The organism is Kluyvera fluvialis (assembly GCF_059725275.1).
Window position 1 is genome coordinate 332,070 of the sequence record NZ_AP046142.1, and the last position, 15,142, is coordinate 347,211.

Consider the following 15,142-nt stretch of genomic DNA (forward strand, 5'->3'; position numbering starts at 1 on the left):
CGCCCGACCCGAAAGCCGGAAGAGATAAGCTGAGGGAATCGCGAAGCGACGATTTTGCCGCCGGAGACCGGGGGGGCAGGGGGCGGCGGCGACTGGCCGCCCCCTGCGCGCTCTTTGCGCCCGAGCATGTTTAGGGCATGGCGTAAAAAAGAGCGCAACTGGCGACGATACTAAAAGCAGAAATCCCCTTAACTCACAAGCATTACGCGAATAGCGCCCTTTTTTTATGGCTGCGGTGTTTCGCGCGTCCCCTCCGTCAGCAGCAACGGCGGCACTTTACCCGTCGCGCTATCAAAGACAAACTCACGTCCCTGCCGCTCGCCGCCAATATAGAATGACACTTCTTTATTGCCTGCGGCGGCCTGCTGGCGCACGTAACTGTCCACGTCAAAATAGAGGTCTTCGTCTTTATTGCCATGGCGTAACGTTGCCACCGAGGTGTAGGTCATCGGCGGACGATGATTCCAGTTGACGCTGCTGGCCTGCCAACTGTTGTCGGCCGCATAAATGTGGAGAATACGGGCTGCCGAATCGGTGGTGTTTTTACCGTGCAGGCGCACCGTGTATTTAAACAGGGCAGCGTCTTCCGGCGGCAGGTTAGAAGGCAGCGCCGGGATAGTAAATTTCAGCAGCGCCAGTTTTTGCGGATACATGTCGCGGCCTGCGCCATTCCAGTTATCGACAATATGCATCTGCGCGTCCTGAGCGTGGATCGCGGTCGGAGCACGGCTGTCAACGTAGCTGCTCTCGCTGGCAGCGCTCATGCTGTACGGCACGTTCAGCCCGCACTGGGTTCCTCGGTTCAGGCAGTGCTCGGTCATAAAGCGCGCGCCATCCACAGTCCAGCCATTCATGAAATCGCCGTGTGCGGTGTAGAGATTGCCCCATTTTTCCATGTGATGGCCGTGGTGCATTTCAGGATCCATCGACAGCCCAACTTTGCTGGTATCCAGCGCCTTTATGCCGGGCAGAACCCAGACGGCGTTAAGGTTAACCGTCGGCAGTTTCACCGGGAAGTCCGTCGGACAAATGTTATTCACCGCGTAGGTGGCGTTTGGCTTGCCAACCGCTGGGCGCAAGTTTTTACCATCCCAGCAGTTCGGGAAGCGCATACCGATGTTGAACTGTACCGGGCCGCCCGGCGAGCGTGGAGTACATACCCGTCCGATTTTGTTGAAATAACCCGGCTGGCCCGCACAGAGGAAGTTGATATTTTTTGGCGGCTTGCTGCCGTGGTGATCCCCGGCCAGCAGCTCCAGTCCCGGCGGGAAAGGCTGAACCGGATGAGCGGCAACGTCGTCGGCCTGGTAGTACGTTTTCTGGTAGGACGGCTTCAGAAGCTCGCCGTCCTCCATACGCAGCGACGGAACCCAGTAGGCGGAAGCGTCAGATTTGTTGTCACAGGTGGTCTGCGGGTGCGCCAGCAGTGCGTTGTAATTAGAAAACGCATCCACGCTGGTGTTGCCAAAGAAGTCGTGCAACATCGCCATGCCCGGCATCCCGTGCATCATGATGGCGTCATCTCCGGCGGTGTGGTGGTAGCTACAAACCACATTGCTTTGCCCTTCAGCAGCGTGCGCGCTGGCAATACCGGCGCCTGATAACATGCTGATAGCGATAAGATTGCGTAAAATTGTCATGATAATCTCCTGGTTAGTTGCGCCATCAATAGCACGGGCAAACCGGAGGGCTGACATCACAACGTATCATCAACGGTCATTTTTCCCCGTTGAGATGAGTTAGCTCAACGAGAGCCGTCATCTGACCATCACCCTTTCGCCATCTTGCTGACGCCTGGCTGTCACCTCTTTGTAATCAAAAAGTTATTTTTCTGTCATTCGAGCATGTCATGTTACCCCCGCGAACATAAAACGCGTGATATCGCGCATCCCGGCACAAAAAGAGAGATAACCGATGATATCGTTACGACATACAGCTTTAGGATTGGCAATGAGTCTGGCATTCGCAGGCCAGGCTATGGCCGTCACCACCATTCCGTTCTGGCACTCTATGGAAGGGGAATTGGGTAAAGAGGTTGACTCTCTGGCGCAACGCTTTAACGAAGCCAACCCTGATTACAAAATTCAGCCGGTATACAAAGGTAACTACGAGCAGAGCCTGAGCGCCGGTATCGCTGCGTTCCGCACCGGTAATGCTCCCGCGCTGCTTCAGGTGTATGAAGTGGGCACGGCAACCATGATGGCGTCAAAAGCGATTAAACCGGTGTATGAAGTCTTTAAAGATACCGGGATCAACTTTGATGAAAGCCAATTCGTGCCGACGGTTTCCGGTTATTACACCGACTCAAAAACCGGGCATTTACTCTCCCAGCCGTTTAACAGCTCCACTCCAGTGCTGTACTACAACAAAGACGCCTTCAAGAAGGCCGGTTTAGATCCCGAACAGCCGCCGAAAACCTGGCAGGATCTGGCGGATTACACCGCGAAGCTGAAAGCTGCCGGTATGAAGTGCGGCTACGCCAGCGGCTGGCAGGGTTGGATTCAGATTGAAAACTTCAGCGCCTGGAACGGCCTACCGGTCGCCACTAAAAACAACGGTTTTGACGGTACGGATGCGGTGCTGGAGTTCAACAAACCGGAGCAGGTGAAACACATCGCCCTGCTGGAAGCGTTAAACAAGAAGGGCGATTTCAGCTACTTCGGGCGTAAAGACGAGTCCACCGAGAAGTTCTACAACGGTGATTGCGCCATTACGACGGCGTCTTCTGGTTCGCTGGCGGATATCCGCCACTACGCCAAATTCAACTACGGCGTAGGCATGATGCCTTACGATGGCGACGTGAAAGGTGCACCGCAGAACGCCATTATCGGCGGCGCGAGCCTGTGGGTGATGCAGGGCAAAGACAAAGACACCTACACCGGCGTGGCGAAGTTCCTCGACTTCCTGGCGAAACCGGAAATTGCTGCCGAATGGCATCAGAAAACCGGCTATCTGCCTATCACTACCGCCGCGTATAACCTGACTCGCGAGCAAGGCTTCTATGACAAAAATCCCGGCGCGGATATTGCGACCCGTCAGATGCTGAACAAGCCGCCGTTGCCGTTCACCAAAGGTCTGCGTCTGGGCAACATGCCGCAGATTCGTACCATCGTGGATGAGGAACTGGAAAGCGTATGGACTGGGAAGAAAACGCCACAACAGGCGCTGGATTCTGCGGTAGATCGCGGTAACCAACTGCTGCGCCGCTTTGAGCAATCGACGAAATCTTAATGTTTTCATGCCGGATGGCGCTGCGCTTATCCGGCCTACGAAATGCACCATGTCGTTTTTGTAGGCCGGGTAAGGCGTAGCCGCCACCGGGCGTTTTCTGGAAAAGAGTCCCGCTATGTCATCATCCCGTCCGGTATTCCGTTCGCGCTGGCTGCCCTATTTGCTGGTCGCCCCGCAGCTGATTATCACCGTTATCTTTTTCATCTGGCCTGCGGGCGAGGCGCTGTGGTATTCACTGCAAAGCGTCGATCCTTTCGGGCTTTCCAGCCAATTTGTTGGCCTGGACAACTTTGTCGCGCTGTTCCGCGACAGCTACTACCTCGACTCTTTCTGGACGACGATGAAATTCAGTGCGTTGGTCACGGGAAGCGGCCTGCTGGTATCGCTGTTTTTTGCCGCTCTGGTGGATTACGTGGTGCGCGGCAGCCGGTTATATCAAACGCTGATGCTGCTGCCCTACGCCGTTGCGCCTGCTGTCGCGGCGGTATTGTGGATTTTCCTGTTCAACCCTGGCCGTGGGTTAATTACCCATTTCCTCGGCGAGTTTGGCTATGACTGGAACCACGCACAAAACAGCGGCCAGGCGATGTTTTTGGTGGTGTTTGCCTCGGTCTGGAAGCAGATAAGCTACAACTTCCTGTTCTTCTTTGCTGCGTTGCAGTCGATTCCTCGCTCGCTGGTTGAGGCGGCGGCGATTGATGGTGCAGGCCCAGTTCGCCGTTTCTTTAAACTGGCGCTACCGCTGATTGCGCCGGTCAGTTTCTTCCTGCTGGTGGTGAACCTGGTGTACGCCTTCTTCGACACCTTCCCGGTGATTGATGCCGCTACCGCCGGTGGGCCGGTGCAGGCGACGACCACGCTAATTTATAAAATCTACCGCGAAGGCTTTGCTGGGTTGGATCTCTCCGCTTCCGCCGCGCAGTCAGTGGTGCTGATGTTCCTCGTCATCATTCTGACGGTGGTGCAGTTCCGCTATGTGGAAAGTAAGGTGCGTTACCAATGATTGAGAACCGTCGTGGGCTGACGATATTCAGCCACACCATGCTGATCCTCGGCATTATGGTGATCCTTTTTCCGCTGTACGTCGCGTTTACGGCGGCAACGCTGGATAACAAAGCGGTGTTTGAAACACCGATGACGCTCATTCCTGGCACTCATCTGCTGGAGAACATGAAGGCGATTTGGGTTAACGGCGTGGGCGCGAACAGTGCGCCGTTCTGGCTGATGATGCTCAACAGCTTCATCATGGCGCTGGGCATTACGGTGGGCAAAATTGCGGTGTCGATGCTGTCGGCGTTCGCGATTGTCTGGTTCCGTTTCCCGCTGCGTAATCTGTTCTTCTGGATGATATTTATCACTCTCATGCTGCCGGTTGAAGTGCGTATCTTCCCGACGGTGGAAGTGATAGCCAACCTGAAAATGCTCGACAGCTATGCCGGTTTAACCCTGCCGCTGATGGCTTCGGCAACGGCGACCTTTCTGTTTCGCCAGTTCTTTATGACCTTACCGGATGAACTGGTCGAAGCCGCGCGTATTGACGGCGCATCGCCGATGCGCTTTTTCCGCGACATCGTGCTGCCGCTGTCCAAAACCAATCTGGCGGCGCTGTTCGTTATCACCTTTATCTACGGCTGGAACCAGTATCTGTGGCCGCTGTTGATTATTACCGACGTTAACCTGGGCACGGCTGTGGCAGGTATTAAAGGCATGATTGCCACCGGAGAAGGCACGACGCAGTGGAACCAGGTGATGGCGGCGATGCTGCTGACCCTGATCCCGCCGGTAGTTATCGTTTTAGCCATGCAGCGCGCGTTCGTGCGTGGTTTAGTGGATAGTGAGAAATAAAATGGCAGGTTTGAAATTACAGGCAGTCACGAAAAGCTGGGATGGCAAAAACCAGGTGATTCAACCGCTGACGCTCGATGTCGCGGACGGCGAATTTATTGTGATGGTGGGGCCATCGGGCTGCGGTAAATCTACGCTGCTGCGCATGGTGGCTGGGCTTGAGCGAGTCACCAGCGGCGATATCTGGATTGACCGCCAGCGCGTGACGGAAATGGAGCCGAAAGATCGCGGCATCGCAATGGTATTCCAGAACTACGCGCTCTACCCGCACATGAGCGTGGAAGAAAACATGGCGTGGGGGCTGAAAATTCGCGGGATGGGCAAAGAACATATTGCCGAGCGAGTGCGTGAAGCCGCGCGGATTCTGGAGCTGGACGGCCTGTTAAAACGTCGCCCGCGTGAGCTTTCCGGCGGCCAGCGCCAGCGCGTGGCGATGGGGCGCGCGATTGTCCGCGACCCTGCGGTATTCCTGTTCGATGAACCGCTCTCTAACCTTGACGCGAAACTGCGGGTGCAAATGCGTCTGGAGTTGCAGCATCTGCACCAGCGTTTAAAAACCACTTCGCTGTACGTCACCCACGATCAGGTTGAAGCGATGACGCTCGCCCAGCGGGTGATGGTGATGAACAAAGGCGTTGCCGAGCAGATTGGTACTCCGGTGGAAGTGTATGAGAAGCCAGCTAGCCGGTTCGTCGCCAGTTTTATCGGCAGCCCGGCGATGAACCTGCTGGATGGGCGCATCAGTGTTTCCGGTACTCACTTTGAGCTGGCAAACGGTATGTCGCTGCCTACCAATTGGCTGCATCGCACCTACGCGGGGCGTAAAATGACGCTGGGTATCCGCCCAGAACATATTGCGCTAAGCTCGCAGCGTGAAGGCGGCGTGCCGCTGGTGGTGGATACGCTGGAAATATTAGGTGCGGATAACCTGGCTCATGGGCGTTGGGGCGACCAGAAACTGGTTGTGCGCCTGGCGCATCAGCATCGCCCAAGCGCAGGCAGCACGCTGTGGCTGCACCTACCGGAAAATCATCTGCACCTTTTTGAAGGTGAAACAGGACTACGAGTATGAGTAACTGGCCTTATCCGCACATCGTCGCCCACCGTGGCGGCGGTAAACTCGCGCCGGAAAACACGCTGGCGGCTATCGACGTCGGCGCGCACTACGGCCATACCATGATTGAGTTTGACGCTAAGCTGTCGAAAGACGGTCATATCTTCCTGCTGCACGACGATAACCTTGAGCGTACCAGCAACGGCTGGGGGATTGCCGGAGATCTCAACTGGCAAGATTTACTGCGCGTTGATGCAGGCAGTTGGTTTAGCCGTGGTTTTAAAGGTGAGCCGTTGCCGCTGCTGTCACAGGTGGCGGAGCGCTGCCGCCAGCACGGCATGATGGCGAATATTGAAATTAAACCGACTACAGGTACTGGGCCGCTAACGGGCAAAGTGGTGGCACTGGCGGCGCGCGAACTGTGGGCTGAGATGACGCCGCCGCTGCTTTCATCGTTTGAAATTGACGCTCTGGAAGCCGCCCAACTTGCTGCGCCAGAGCTACCGCGCGGGCTGCTGTTGGACGAGTGGCGTGATGACTGGCGCGAGCTGACCACGCGCCTGGGTTGCGTGTCGATTCATCTTAACCATCGCTTGCTGGATGAAGCGCGGGTCGAGGCGTTGCGCGACGCGGGGCTGAAGATTCTGGTGTATACCGTCAATAGTCCCCAGCGCGCGGCGCAACTGCTGCGCTGGGGCGTGAACTGCATCTGTACCGATGCCATTGATGTGATTGGCCCAGACTTCCAGCCTTAATACTATTTCAGCATTCCGCCGTTGGTGTTAGGGAGCGGCTGCTGATTGGGCGTGTTCAGCATCTTCGGCTGTGCCTGCTGAACGCGCTGCTGGTCGTTTTTGAGCTGATTTTGCAGATGCAGTTGTTGCTGCTGTGTCTGCACCTGCCGTTGTTGGTTTAACATCCCTTTTTGTTGCTGCTGCTGATTTTGCATTTGCGTCTGCATCCGCTGCTGGCTTGGGATCTCGTAGCCCGGCAGGTTCGGATTATTGTCGGTATTAAGAGGTTGCGCCAGTGCGGCAAACGGCAACAGCGCCGTCAGGATCAGTAATCGTTTCATCGTCTTTCCTCCACTTAGGGGATTTCTTAAGTTTACTCCTTTTTGTGGGGGGTATTGAGAAATAATCACTGAAACTAAGATTAGTCTATTAAGGTTTTTTATTTAAACGTGGTTTTAATTTCTATGAGGGATCACTGGCTAATAGGGTTCAATTTCTTATTCATAAATAGATAGATTCCACTGAGTGGAATGGCAAAGAAAAAACATGCTAGCCAATACAAAGCATATAACCCACTTTTCCCGATATCATCACTAAAGAAACCGGTATGCCAGAAGCGTTGTGTGGTAAAGCGTAGTGCAATGAGTTCAATGATTCTCTTTGCAAATGGGAACAGAGGGCAGCTTATTGATGCGATTATTCTCAATATAAGAATAATATCTTCATCGGCAGGGTGAATAAACCAATCTGCAACAACAAAGGATAATATACACAGGGCGATTAATTCGTTCCGCCAATAATAACTTATGGTCATTTTTTTCCTGATTTCATTAAGTAAATGTATACCCGATATGTTTGCCATAGAAGTGAACGCTATAATGATTGAAGTTATTCCTATCTTCTATATTCCGCAGATGCTTGTCGTCTATCTATTTTACAACATCTGAAACAGGATTATCACGGCGGTGTGATGGGCGATAGCCGAAGTTTTATGGCGGAAGCGGGAAGGACTACCGCCATCTGGCGTACATCGACGGTTACTTTATCCGCGCCATATAATAAGCATCCACATACTCACCATGACGTAAGGCGTACTTTTTACCCGTTCCTTCGATTTCAAAACCGTGCTTCTGATAAACCGCAATCGCCGGTTGGTTATCGACGAACACCGTTAGCTCAATACGATCGACGCGCAGCCAGTTATCGCACATGTCGGTCATGGTGCGAATCAGCGCATTCGCCACGCCGCGATTATGCCAACGGGCATCGACGCAAATGCCAAAATCAGCCACGTGACTGCGACGTGGACGCTGGGCGACATCAATGGTGAGATGCCCGACGACGACATCATCAATACAGGCAACCAGTTGCTTGATGCCAGGCCGGTCGGCTAGCCGCTCTTGCCACATTTGTTCGGAAGGATGAGGAACCTGTAGCGTGTTGTGATACACCTCCGGCTGGGCGTGAATCTGACGAATTGCGTCGTAATCTTTCGGCTCGGCGTGGCGGATCGCTATGTCACTCATTCTCTTTATCCTTCGTGGGTGAAAAGTCCCTTTTAACATCAGTGATTTTCAAATGTGCGTCAATGCGCTTTTTTTGCAAAAAACGTTGGACAAGTGCGAATGAGAATGATTATTATTGTCCTGCATTCAGGGCGTCCTTGCGGAGGACCTGAAAGCACGACATTGCTCACATTGCTTCCAGTATTACTTTAGCCAGCTTTATGCTGGCTTTTTTTTGTCTGGCGTTGCGCTTATGGTGTAGTCAGTTATTTCAAAAGGACTGAACCATGACCCTACATTGCGCATTTATCGGCTTTGGCAAAAGCACAACCCGTTACCATCTCCCCTACGTTTTACACCGCAAAGCCGACTGGCACGTGGCGCATATTTATCGCCGCAGCCCGAAACCGGCCGAACAGGACGCACAGTACGCCCATATCCATTTCACCAGCCAACTGGATGATATTCTGAATGACCCGCAGGTGAAGCTGGTGGTGGTGTGTACTCATGTGGATAGCCACTTCGACTACGCGAAAAAAGCGCTGGAAGCGGGCAAGCATGTGCTGGTCGAAAAGCCATTTACCCCGACGCTTGCCGAAGCAAAAACACTGTTTGCACTGGCGAAAAGCAAAGGGCTAACGGTTTCTCCGTATCAGAACCGTCGCTTTGACTCCTGCTTCCTGACCACCAAAAAAGTGATTGAAAGCGGCAAGCTCGGTGAGATTGTCGAAATTGAAAACCACTTCGATAGCTATCGTCCTGTGGATGGCGGTAAACCCGGCCTGCCGCAGGATGGCGTATTCTATGGACTCGGCGTACATACGCTGGATCAAATCATCGCGCTGTTTGGCCGCCCGCAGCAGGTGTCTTACGATATTCGTCATCTGCGCAATAAAGCCAACCCTGACGATACGTTTGAAGCACAGCTATTCTACGGCGACCTGAAAGCGATAGTGAAAAGCAGCCACCTGGTGAAGCTGGAATACCCGAAATTTATCGTTCATGGCCACAAAGGTTCGTTTATCAAATACGGCATTGACCAACAGGAAACCAGCCTGAAAGCCAATATCATGCCGGGCGAAGCGGGTTTTGGCGAAGACAAGAGCGTAGGGCTGTTGGAATATGTGGATGACGCCGGAAACACCGTGCGTGAAGAGGTTGCGCTAGAGACGGGCGACTATGGCCGCGTGTACGACGCACTGTATGCCACCATTGCCAACGGCGCTGAGAACTACGTCAGTGAATCTGATGTACTGACCAACCTGGAGATCCTTGAACGCGGCTTCCAGCAGCCATCTCCTGCCACCATTACCCTCGATTAATAAGCTCTGCTGGCTTCTCTGTTCTCATTCATATTTTTTGAACAGAGGAGTCAATTTTCACCCTCTATCATCCTGGGCGGTTTGCGTCCAAACTTGTTTCATCGAAAACATGAGGGGGTAACAAATGATTTTCTTACGCAAAGCAAACGAACGTGGTCATGCGAATCATGGTTGGCTGGATTCCTGGCATACCTTCTCTTTTGCTGATTATTACGATCCGAATTTCATGGGCTTTTCCGCGCTGCGTGTCATTAACGATGACGTGATTGACGCAGGCCAGGGCTTCGGTACGCATCCGCATAAAGACATGGAAATCCTGACCTACGTTCTGGAAGGCGCCGTGGAGCACCAGGACAGCATGGGCAACAAAGAACAGGTTCCGGCGGGCGAGTTTCAGATTATGAGCGCGGGTACGGGGATTCGTCACTCCGAGTACAACCCAAGCAACACCGATAAGCTGCATCTGTACCAAATCTGGATTATTCCAGAAAAAACCGGCATCACGCCACGCTACGAGCAGCGCCGCTTCGACGCCGCACAGGGCAAACAACTGGTGCTGTCACCGGATGCGCGTGACGGCTCGCTGAAAGTGTATCAGGACATGGAACTGTACCGTTGGGCGCTGGCGAAAGGCGAACAGTCAGTGCATCAAATTGCCGCAGACCGCCGCGTGTGGATTCAGGTCGTTAAAGGCGAAGTGAGTATTAACGGCACGAAAGCGACCACCAGTGACGGCCTGGCGGTATGGGATGAACAGGCAATTTCGGTACATGCCGACAGTGAAAGTGAAATTTTACTCTTTGATCTGCCGCCAGTTTGATCCGGCTTAAATAAATAGCGCAACTTCCTGAATCTTGCGGGGAGTTTGCGCTATCGCATGGTAAACTCCGGGAATATTCCACTTTTTTCCCTCTGGACAATGAAAAAGAAAAGACCCGTACTGCAAGACGTTGCCGATCGTGTTGGCGTGACCAAAATGACGGTGAGCCGTTTTTTACGCAACCCAGAGCAAGTTTCTGTCGCGTTGCGCGGTAAAATTGCGGCGGCTCTTGATGATTTGGGTTACATCCCCAATCGGGCTCCCGATATTCTCTCTAACGCCACTAGCCGCGCTATTGGTGTGCTTTTACCGTCGTTAACCAACCAGGTTTTTGCCGAAGTGCTGCGTGGCGTAGAAAGCGTCACCGATGCCTACGGCTACCAGACCATGCTGGCGCACTACGGCTATAAGCCGGAAATGGAACAGGAACGCCTGGAGTCGATGCTCTCCTGGAATATTGACGGTCTTATCCTCACCGAACGTACCCACACCCCCCGCACCCTAAAGATGATTGAAGTCGCCGGTATTCCGGTGGTTGAGCTGATGGATAGCCAATCTCCGTGTCTCGATATTGCGGTAGGCTTTGATAACTTTGAAGCGGCGCGGCAGATGACAGCAGCGATTATCGCGCGCGGTCACCGCCATATCGCCTATTTAGGGGCGCGTCTTGATGAACGTACTATCATCAAACAGAAAGGCTACGAGCAAGCGATGCTGGACGCTGGGTTAACGCCTTACAGCGTGATGGTTGAGCAGTCGTCGTCGTACACTTCGGGTATCGAACTGATGCGCCAGGCTCGACGCGAATTTTCGCAGTTGGACGGCATTTTCTGTACCAACGATGACCTGGCCGTTGGCGCGGCGTTTGAATGCCAGCGTCTGGGGCTTAAAATTCCAGACGATATTGCTATCGCGGGTTTCCACGGTCATGACATCGGTCAGGTGATGGAACCGCGTCTCGCCAGCGTATTGACGCCGCGTGAACGTATGGGGCGCATTGGCGCAGAGCGCCTGCTTGCCCGCATCCGTGGTGAAACAGTTACGCCAAAAATGTTAGATTTAGGTTTCACTTTGTCACCGGGCGGTTCTATTTAGCCCTAACAAATTTGAACTAGATCACACAAATTCATTTATAAATCCCTGGTGGCACGTTTGGTGATTGCTTATCCATTTACTCAGCATGACAATGTTACCGATAACAGTTACCCGTAACAAATTTTAGTGCCCAACAGGAGGACGCCTTGAGCACGACTAACCACGATCACCATGTCTATGTACTGATGGGCGTATCTGGCAGCGGAAAATCTGCCGTCGCTAGCGAAGTTGCACATCGCTTAAATGCGGCATTTCTGGACGGCGACTTCCTGCATCCGCGCTGCAACATCGTCAAAATGTCCTCTGGCGAACCGCTGAACGACGACGATCGTAAACCGTGGTTGCAGGCGCTGAACGACGCGGCATTTGCGATGCAACGTACTAACAAAGTTTCGCTGATTGTTTGCTCCGCGCTGAAAAAAGCGTACCGCGACATTCTGCGTGAAGGTAATCCGAATCTTTCTTTCGTGTACCTGAAAGGGGATTTCGAGGTGATTGAAAGCCGCCTGAAGGCGCGTAAAGGTCACTTCTTCAAAACTCAGATGCTGGTGACTCAGTTCGAAACGCTGCAAGAGCCAGACGCTGACGAACGTGACGTGCTGGTGGTTGATATCGATCAGCCGCTGGATGGCGTCATTGAGAGCACGATTGAAGTCATTAACAAAGGCAGCCACGCGTGACAACTCTAACCCTGGTTTTAACAGCGGTCGGTTCAGTATTGCTGCTGCTGTTTTTAGTCATGAAGGCGCGTATGCACGCCTTCCTGGCGCTGATGGTGGTTTCTATTGGTGCTGGCCTTTTCTCTGGGATGCCGCTGATTAAGATCGCGCAGACCATGGAAAAGGGGATGGGCGGTACGCTGGGCTTCCTGGCTATCGTCGTCGCGCTGGGCGCGATGTTCGGCAAAATCCTGCATGAAACGGGCGCCGTTGATCAGATTGCCGTCAAGATGCTCAAATCCTTCGGGCATAGCCGTGCGCACTTCGCGATTGGCCTTGCGGGGCTTATCTGTGCGCTGCCGCTGTTCTTCGAAGTGGCTATCGTACTGCTGATTAGCGTCGCTTTCTCAATGGCGCGCCATACAGGGACGAACCTGGTTAAGCTGGTTATTCCACTGTTTGCGGGTGTTGCAGCGGCGGCGGCGTTCCTGTTGCCTGGGCCTGCGCCGATGCTGCTGGCATCGCAGATGCACGCTGATTTTGGCTGGATGATTCTGATTGGCCTGTGTGCGGCGATTCCTGGGATGCTGATTGCCGGGCCGCTGTGGGGCAACTTCATTGGTCGCTACGTTGAGCTGAACATTCCTGACGATATTACTGAGCCGCACCTGGGCGAGGGTAAAATGCCGTCTTTCGGCTTCAGCCTGTCGCTGATTCTGCTGCCGCTGGTGCTGGTTGGTCTGAAAACTATCGCTGCGCGCTTCGTTGCCGAAGGTTCTGAAGTTTATCAGTGGTTTGAGTTTATCGGTCACCCGTTCACTGCGATTCTGATTGCTTGTCTGGTGGCTATCTATGGCCTGGCGTTCCGTCAGGGGATGCCGAAAGATAAAGTCATGGAAATCTGCGGCCACGCGCTGCAACCTGCGGGCATCATCCTGCTGGTTATCGGGGCTGGTGGCGTGTTCAAGCAGGTGCTGGTTGACTCTGGCGTTGGCCCGGCTCTGGGCGAAGCCTTAACCGGTATGGGCCTGCCGATTGCGCTGACTTGCTTCATCCTGGCAGCCGCCGTGCGTATTATTCAGGGTTCTGCAACGGTCGCCTGTCTGACGGCGGTGGGTCTGGTCATGCCGGTGATTGAACAACTGAACTATAACGGTGCTCAGATGGCCGCGCTGTCTATCTGTATCGCGGGTGGGTCTATCGTGGTCAGCCACGTGAACGATGCCGGTTTCTGGCTGTTCGGTAAATTTACCGGCGCAACCGAAGCACAAACGCTGAAAACCTGGACCATGATGGAAACCATCCTGGGAACCGTGGGTGCGATTGTGGGCATGGTGGCATTCTCGCTGCTGAGCTAGGTTTGACTGAATCACGTTTAAAAAAGGGCTTCCATCTGGAAGCCTTTTTTGTTGGGAAAATGCCGGTAGCGCTGGGGAAATGCTCTTGATGGTTATCAGGAAAAGCGGCGTTCGATAAGAAGAAATGCGGCTCTCAAGGCAGGGGGAATAAGTTGCATTTCTGATTGCTTTGTCATCATTGATTAATTTCACTTGCGACTTTAGCTGCTTTTTGTAATGTGAAGGGATGCCCAGTGGAACTGGTAAGCACAAACAGCACACTTTTTGCAGGAAAACACGCTATGAAAAATGTTGGTTTTATCGGCTGGCGCGGTATGGTCGGCTCTGTACTCATGCAACGCATGGTGGAAGAGCGAGACTTTGACGCCATTCGCCCGGTCTTTTTCTCTACTTCCCAGCTCGGGCAAGCCGCACCAACATTCGGTGGTACTAGCGGTGGTACACTCCAGGATGCCTTTGATCTTGAGGCGCTGAAAGCACTCGATATTATCGTCACCTGCCAGGGCGGCGACTACACCAATGAAATTTATCCTAAGCTGCGCGCAAGCGGCTGGCAGGGCTACTGGATTGACGCCGCGTCTTCGCTGCGCATGAAAGATGACGCCATTATCATCCTCGACCCCGTCAACCAGCAGGTGATTACCGACGGTCTCAACAATGGCATTAAAACCTTTGTCGGCGGCAACTGTACGGTAAGCCTGATGCTAATGTCGCTGGGCGGCCTGTTTGCCAATGACCTGATCGAGTGGGCGTCTGTCGCCACTTATCAAGCGGCCTCCGGCGGCGGTGCGCGCCATATGCGTGAACTGCTGACCCAAATGGGGCAACTGCATCACCACGTGGCTGATGAGCTGGCGAACCCGGCATCGGCGATTCTGGATATCGAACGCAAAGTCACCGCGCTGACCCGCAGCGGCGACCTGGCGGTGGATAACTTTGGCGTGCCGCTGGCAGGCAGCCTGATCCCGTGGATCGACAAACAGCTCGATAACGGCCAGAGCCGTGAAGAGTGGAAAGGTCAGGCCGAAACCAACAAAATTCTCGCCACTTCGTCCGTTATCCCTGTTGACGGCCTTTGCGTGCGTGTCGGCGCATTGCGCTGCCACAGCCAAGCATTCACCCTGAAATTGAAAAAGGATATTTCCATTCAGTCAGTGGAGGAATTACTGGCAGCGCACAACCCGTGGGCGAAAGTTGTGCCTAACGATCGCGAGATCAGTATGCGTGAATTAACCCCTGCGGCAGTCACCGGCACACTGACCACGCCGGTTGGGCGCTTACGCAAGCTGAACATGGGGCCGGAATATCTGTCGGCGTTTACCGTCGGCGACCAGTTGTTGTGGGGCGCTGCGGAGCCGCTACGGCGTATGCTACGTCAGTTGGCTTAAACATTTAGTCATTTATGGGGGGTGGATCACCACCCCTTTTTTTTGCGTAATGCGTAATACAAGGAGTAAACGCAGCTACGCCTAATTTTATCTCAGGAGTCTGGCAAAGCGTTGACTATGCTTTAATCAAG

General features: G+C 53.6%; 14 protein-coding genes and 1 pseudogene. 11 read left to right on the top strand and 4 right to left on the bottom strand.

Annotated features, from left to right (window positions below):
- Positions 1 to 224: 224 nt before the first annotated feature.
- On the bottom strand, positions 225 to 1,640 hold the full coding sequence (locus AC6I4B_RS01565) for a DUF1996 domain-containing protein (RefSeq protein WP_497768996.1): 1,416 nt from the start codon (positions 1,638 to 1,640) through the stop codon (positions 225 to 227).
- A 274-nt stretch (positions 1,641 to 1,914) separates the two neighbouring features.
- Here AC6I4B_RS01565 and ugpB point away from each other — a divergent pair, with 274 nt between their 5' ends.
- The 5 genes from ugpB (at position 1,915) to ugpQ (ending at position 6,885) form a co-directional block, all read left to right on the top strand.
- Positions 1,915 to 3,231 (top strand): sn-glycerol-3-phosphate ABC transporter substrate-binding protein UgpB, encoded by a 1,317-nt coding sequence (gene ugpB, locus AC6I4B_RS01570; RefSeq protein WP_497768997.1) that lies wholly within the window; start codon positions 1,915 to 1,917, stop codon positions 3,229 to 3,231.
- A 115-nt stretch (positions 3,232 to 3,346) separates the two neighbouring features.
- On the top strand, positions 3,347 to 4,234 hold the full coding sequence (ugpA, locus tag AC6I4B_RS01575) for a sn-glycerol-3-phosphate ABC transporter permease UgpA (RefSeq protein ID WP_497768998.1): 888 nt from the start codon (positions 3,347 to 3,349) through the stop codon (positions 4,232 to 4,234).
- Positions 4,231 to 5,076: a sn-glycerol-3-phosphate ABC transporter permease UgpE gene (gene ugpE / locus AC6I4B_RS01580; protein WP_497769000.1), complete on the top strand. Its 846-nt coding sequence runs from the start codon at positions 4,231 to 4,233 to the stop codon at positions 5,074 to 5,076. The genes ugpA and ugpE overlap by 4 nt, the downstream gene beginning before the upstream one ends.
- 1 nt (position 5,077) lies before the next feature.
- On the top strand, positions 5,078 to 6,148 hold the full coding sequence (locus tag AC6I4B_RS01585) for a sn-glycerol-3-phosphate import ATP-binding protein UgpC (RefSeq protein ID WP_497769001.1): 1,071 nt from the start codon (positions 5,078 to 5,080) through the stop codon (positions 6,146 to 6,148).
- Positions 6,145 to 6,885 (top strand): glycerophosphodiester phosphodiesterase, encoded by a 741-nt coding sequence (ugpQ, locus tag AC6I4B_RS01590; RefSeq protein ID WP_497769003.1) that lies wholly within the window; start codon positions 6,145 to 6,147, stop codon positions 6,883 to 6,885. The genes AC6I4B_RS01585 and ugpQ overlap by 4 nt, the downstream gene beginning before the upstream one ends.
- Positions 6,886 to 6,893: 8 nt before the next feature.
- Here the strand turns inward: ugpQ and AC6I4B_RS01595 are convergent.
- The 3 genes and pseudogenes from AC6I4B_RS01595 to yhhY form a co-directional block, all read right to left on the bottom strand.
- Positions 6,894 to 7,205 (bottom strand): annotated as a pseudogene (locus AC6I4B_RS01595) (DUF2756 family protein); the annotation flags it as partial.
- A 131-nt stretch (positions 7,206 to 7,336) separates the two neighbouring features.
- The gene (locus AC6I4B_RS01600; protein ID WP_497769004.1) at positions 7,337 to 7,726 is read right to left on the bottom strand and encodes a colicin E1 family microcin immunity protein; all 390 of its coding nucleotides are present in this window, start codon (positions 7,724 to 7,726) and stop codon (positions 7,337 to 7,339) included.
- 175 nt (positions 7,727 to 7,901) lie between these two features.
- Positions 7,902 to 8,390 carry an N-acetyltransferase gene (yhhY, locus tag AC6I4B_RS01605; RefSeq protein WP_497769006.1) on the bottom strand — a complete coding sequence of 163 codons (489 nt, stop codon included), beginning with the start codon at positions 8,388 to 8,390 and terminating at the stop codon, positions 7,902 to 7,904.
- Between the two features lie 266 nt (positions 8,391 to 8,656).
- Between yhhY and AC6I4B_RS01610 the strand changes: the two genes are divergently transcribed.
- From AC6I4B_RS01610 to asd, 6 genes are all read left to right on the top strand, one after another.
- Positions 8,657 to 9,691 carry an oxidoreductase gene (locus AC6I4B_RS01610; RefSeq protein WP_497769008.1) on the top strand — a complete coding sequence of 345 codons (1,035 nt, stop codon included), beginning with the start codon at positions 8,657 to 8,659 and terminating at the stop codon, positions 9,689 to 9,691.
- 124 nt (positions 9,692 to 9,815) lie between these two features.
- Positions 9,816 to 10,511: a pirin family protein gene (locus AC6I4B_RS01615; protein WP_497769010.1), complete on the top strand. Its 696-nt coding sequence runs from the start codon at positions 9,816 to 9,818 to the stop codon at positions 10,509 to 10,511.
- Positions 10,512 to 10,610: 99 nt separating this feature from the next.
- The gene (gene gntR / locus AC6I4B_RS01620) at positions 10,611 to 11,606 is read left to right on the top strand and encodes a gluconate operon transcriptional repressor GntR (RefSeq protein ID WP_497769012.1); all 996 of its coding nucleotides are present in this window, start codon (positions 10,611 to 10,613) and stop codon (positions 11,604 to 11,606) included.
- Between the two features lie 146 nt (positions 11,607 to 11,752).
- On the top strand, positions 11,753 to 12,286 hold the full coding sequence (gene gntK, locus AC6I4B_RS01625) for a gluconokinase (protein WP_497769014.1): 534 nt from the start codon (positions 11,753 to 11,755) through the stop codon (positions 12,284 to 12,286).
- A complete protein-coding gene (gene gntU, locus AC6I4B_RS01630; protein ID WP_497769015.1) occupies positions 12,283 to 13,623 on the top strand; it encodes a gluconate transporter in 1,341 nt (446 codons plus the stop codon). The genes gntK and gntU overlap by 4 nt, the downstream gene beginning before the upstream one ends.
- Positions 13,624 to 13,904: 281 nt before the next feature.
- Positions 13,905 to 15,011, top strand: a complete 1,107-nt coding sequence (asd, locus tag AC6I4B_RS01635) for an aspartate-semialdehyde dehydrogenase (RefSeq protein ID WP_497769017.1) — start codon at positions 13,905 to 13,907, stop codon at positions 15,009 to 15,011.
- The last annotated feature ends 131 nt before the right edge of the window (positions 15,012 to 15,142 follow it).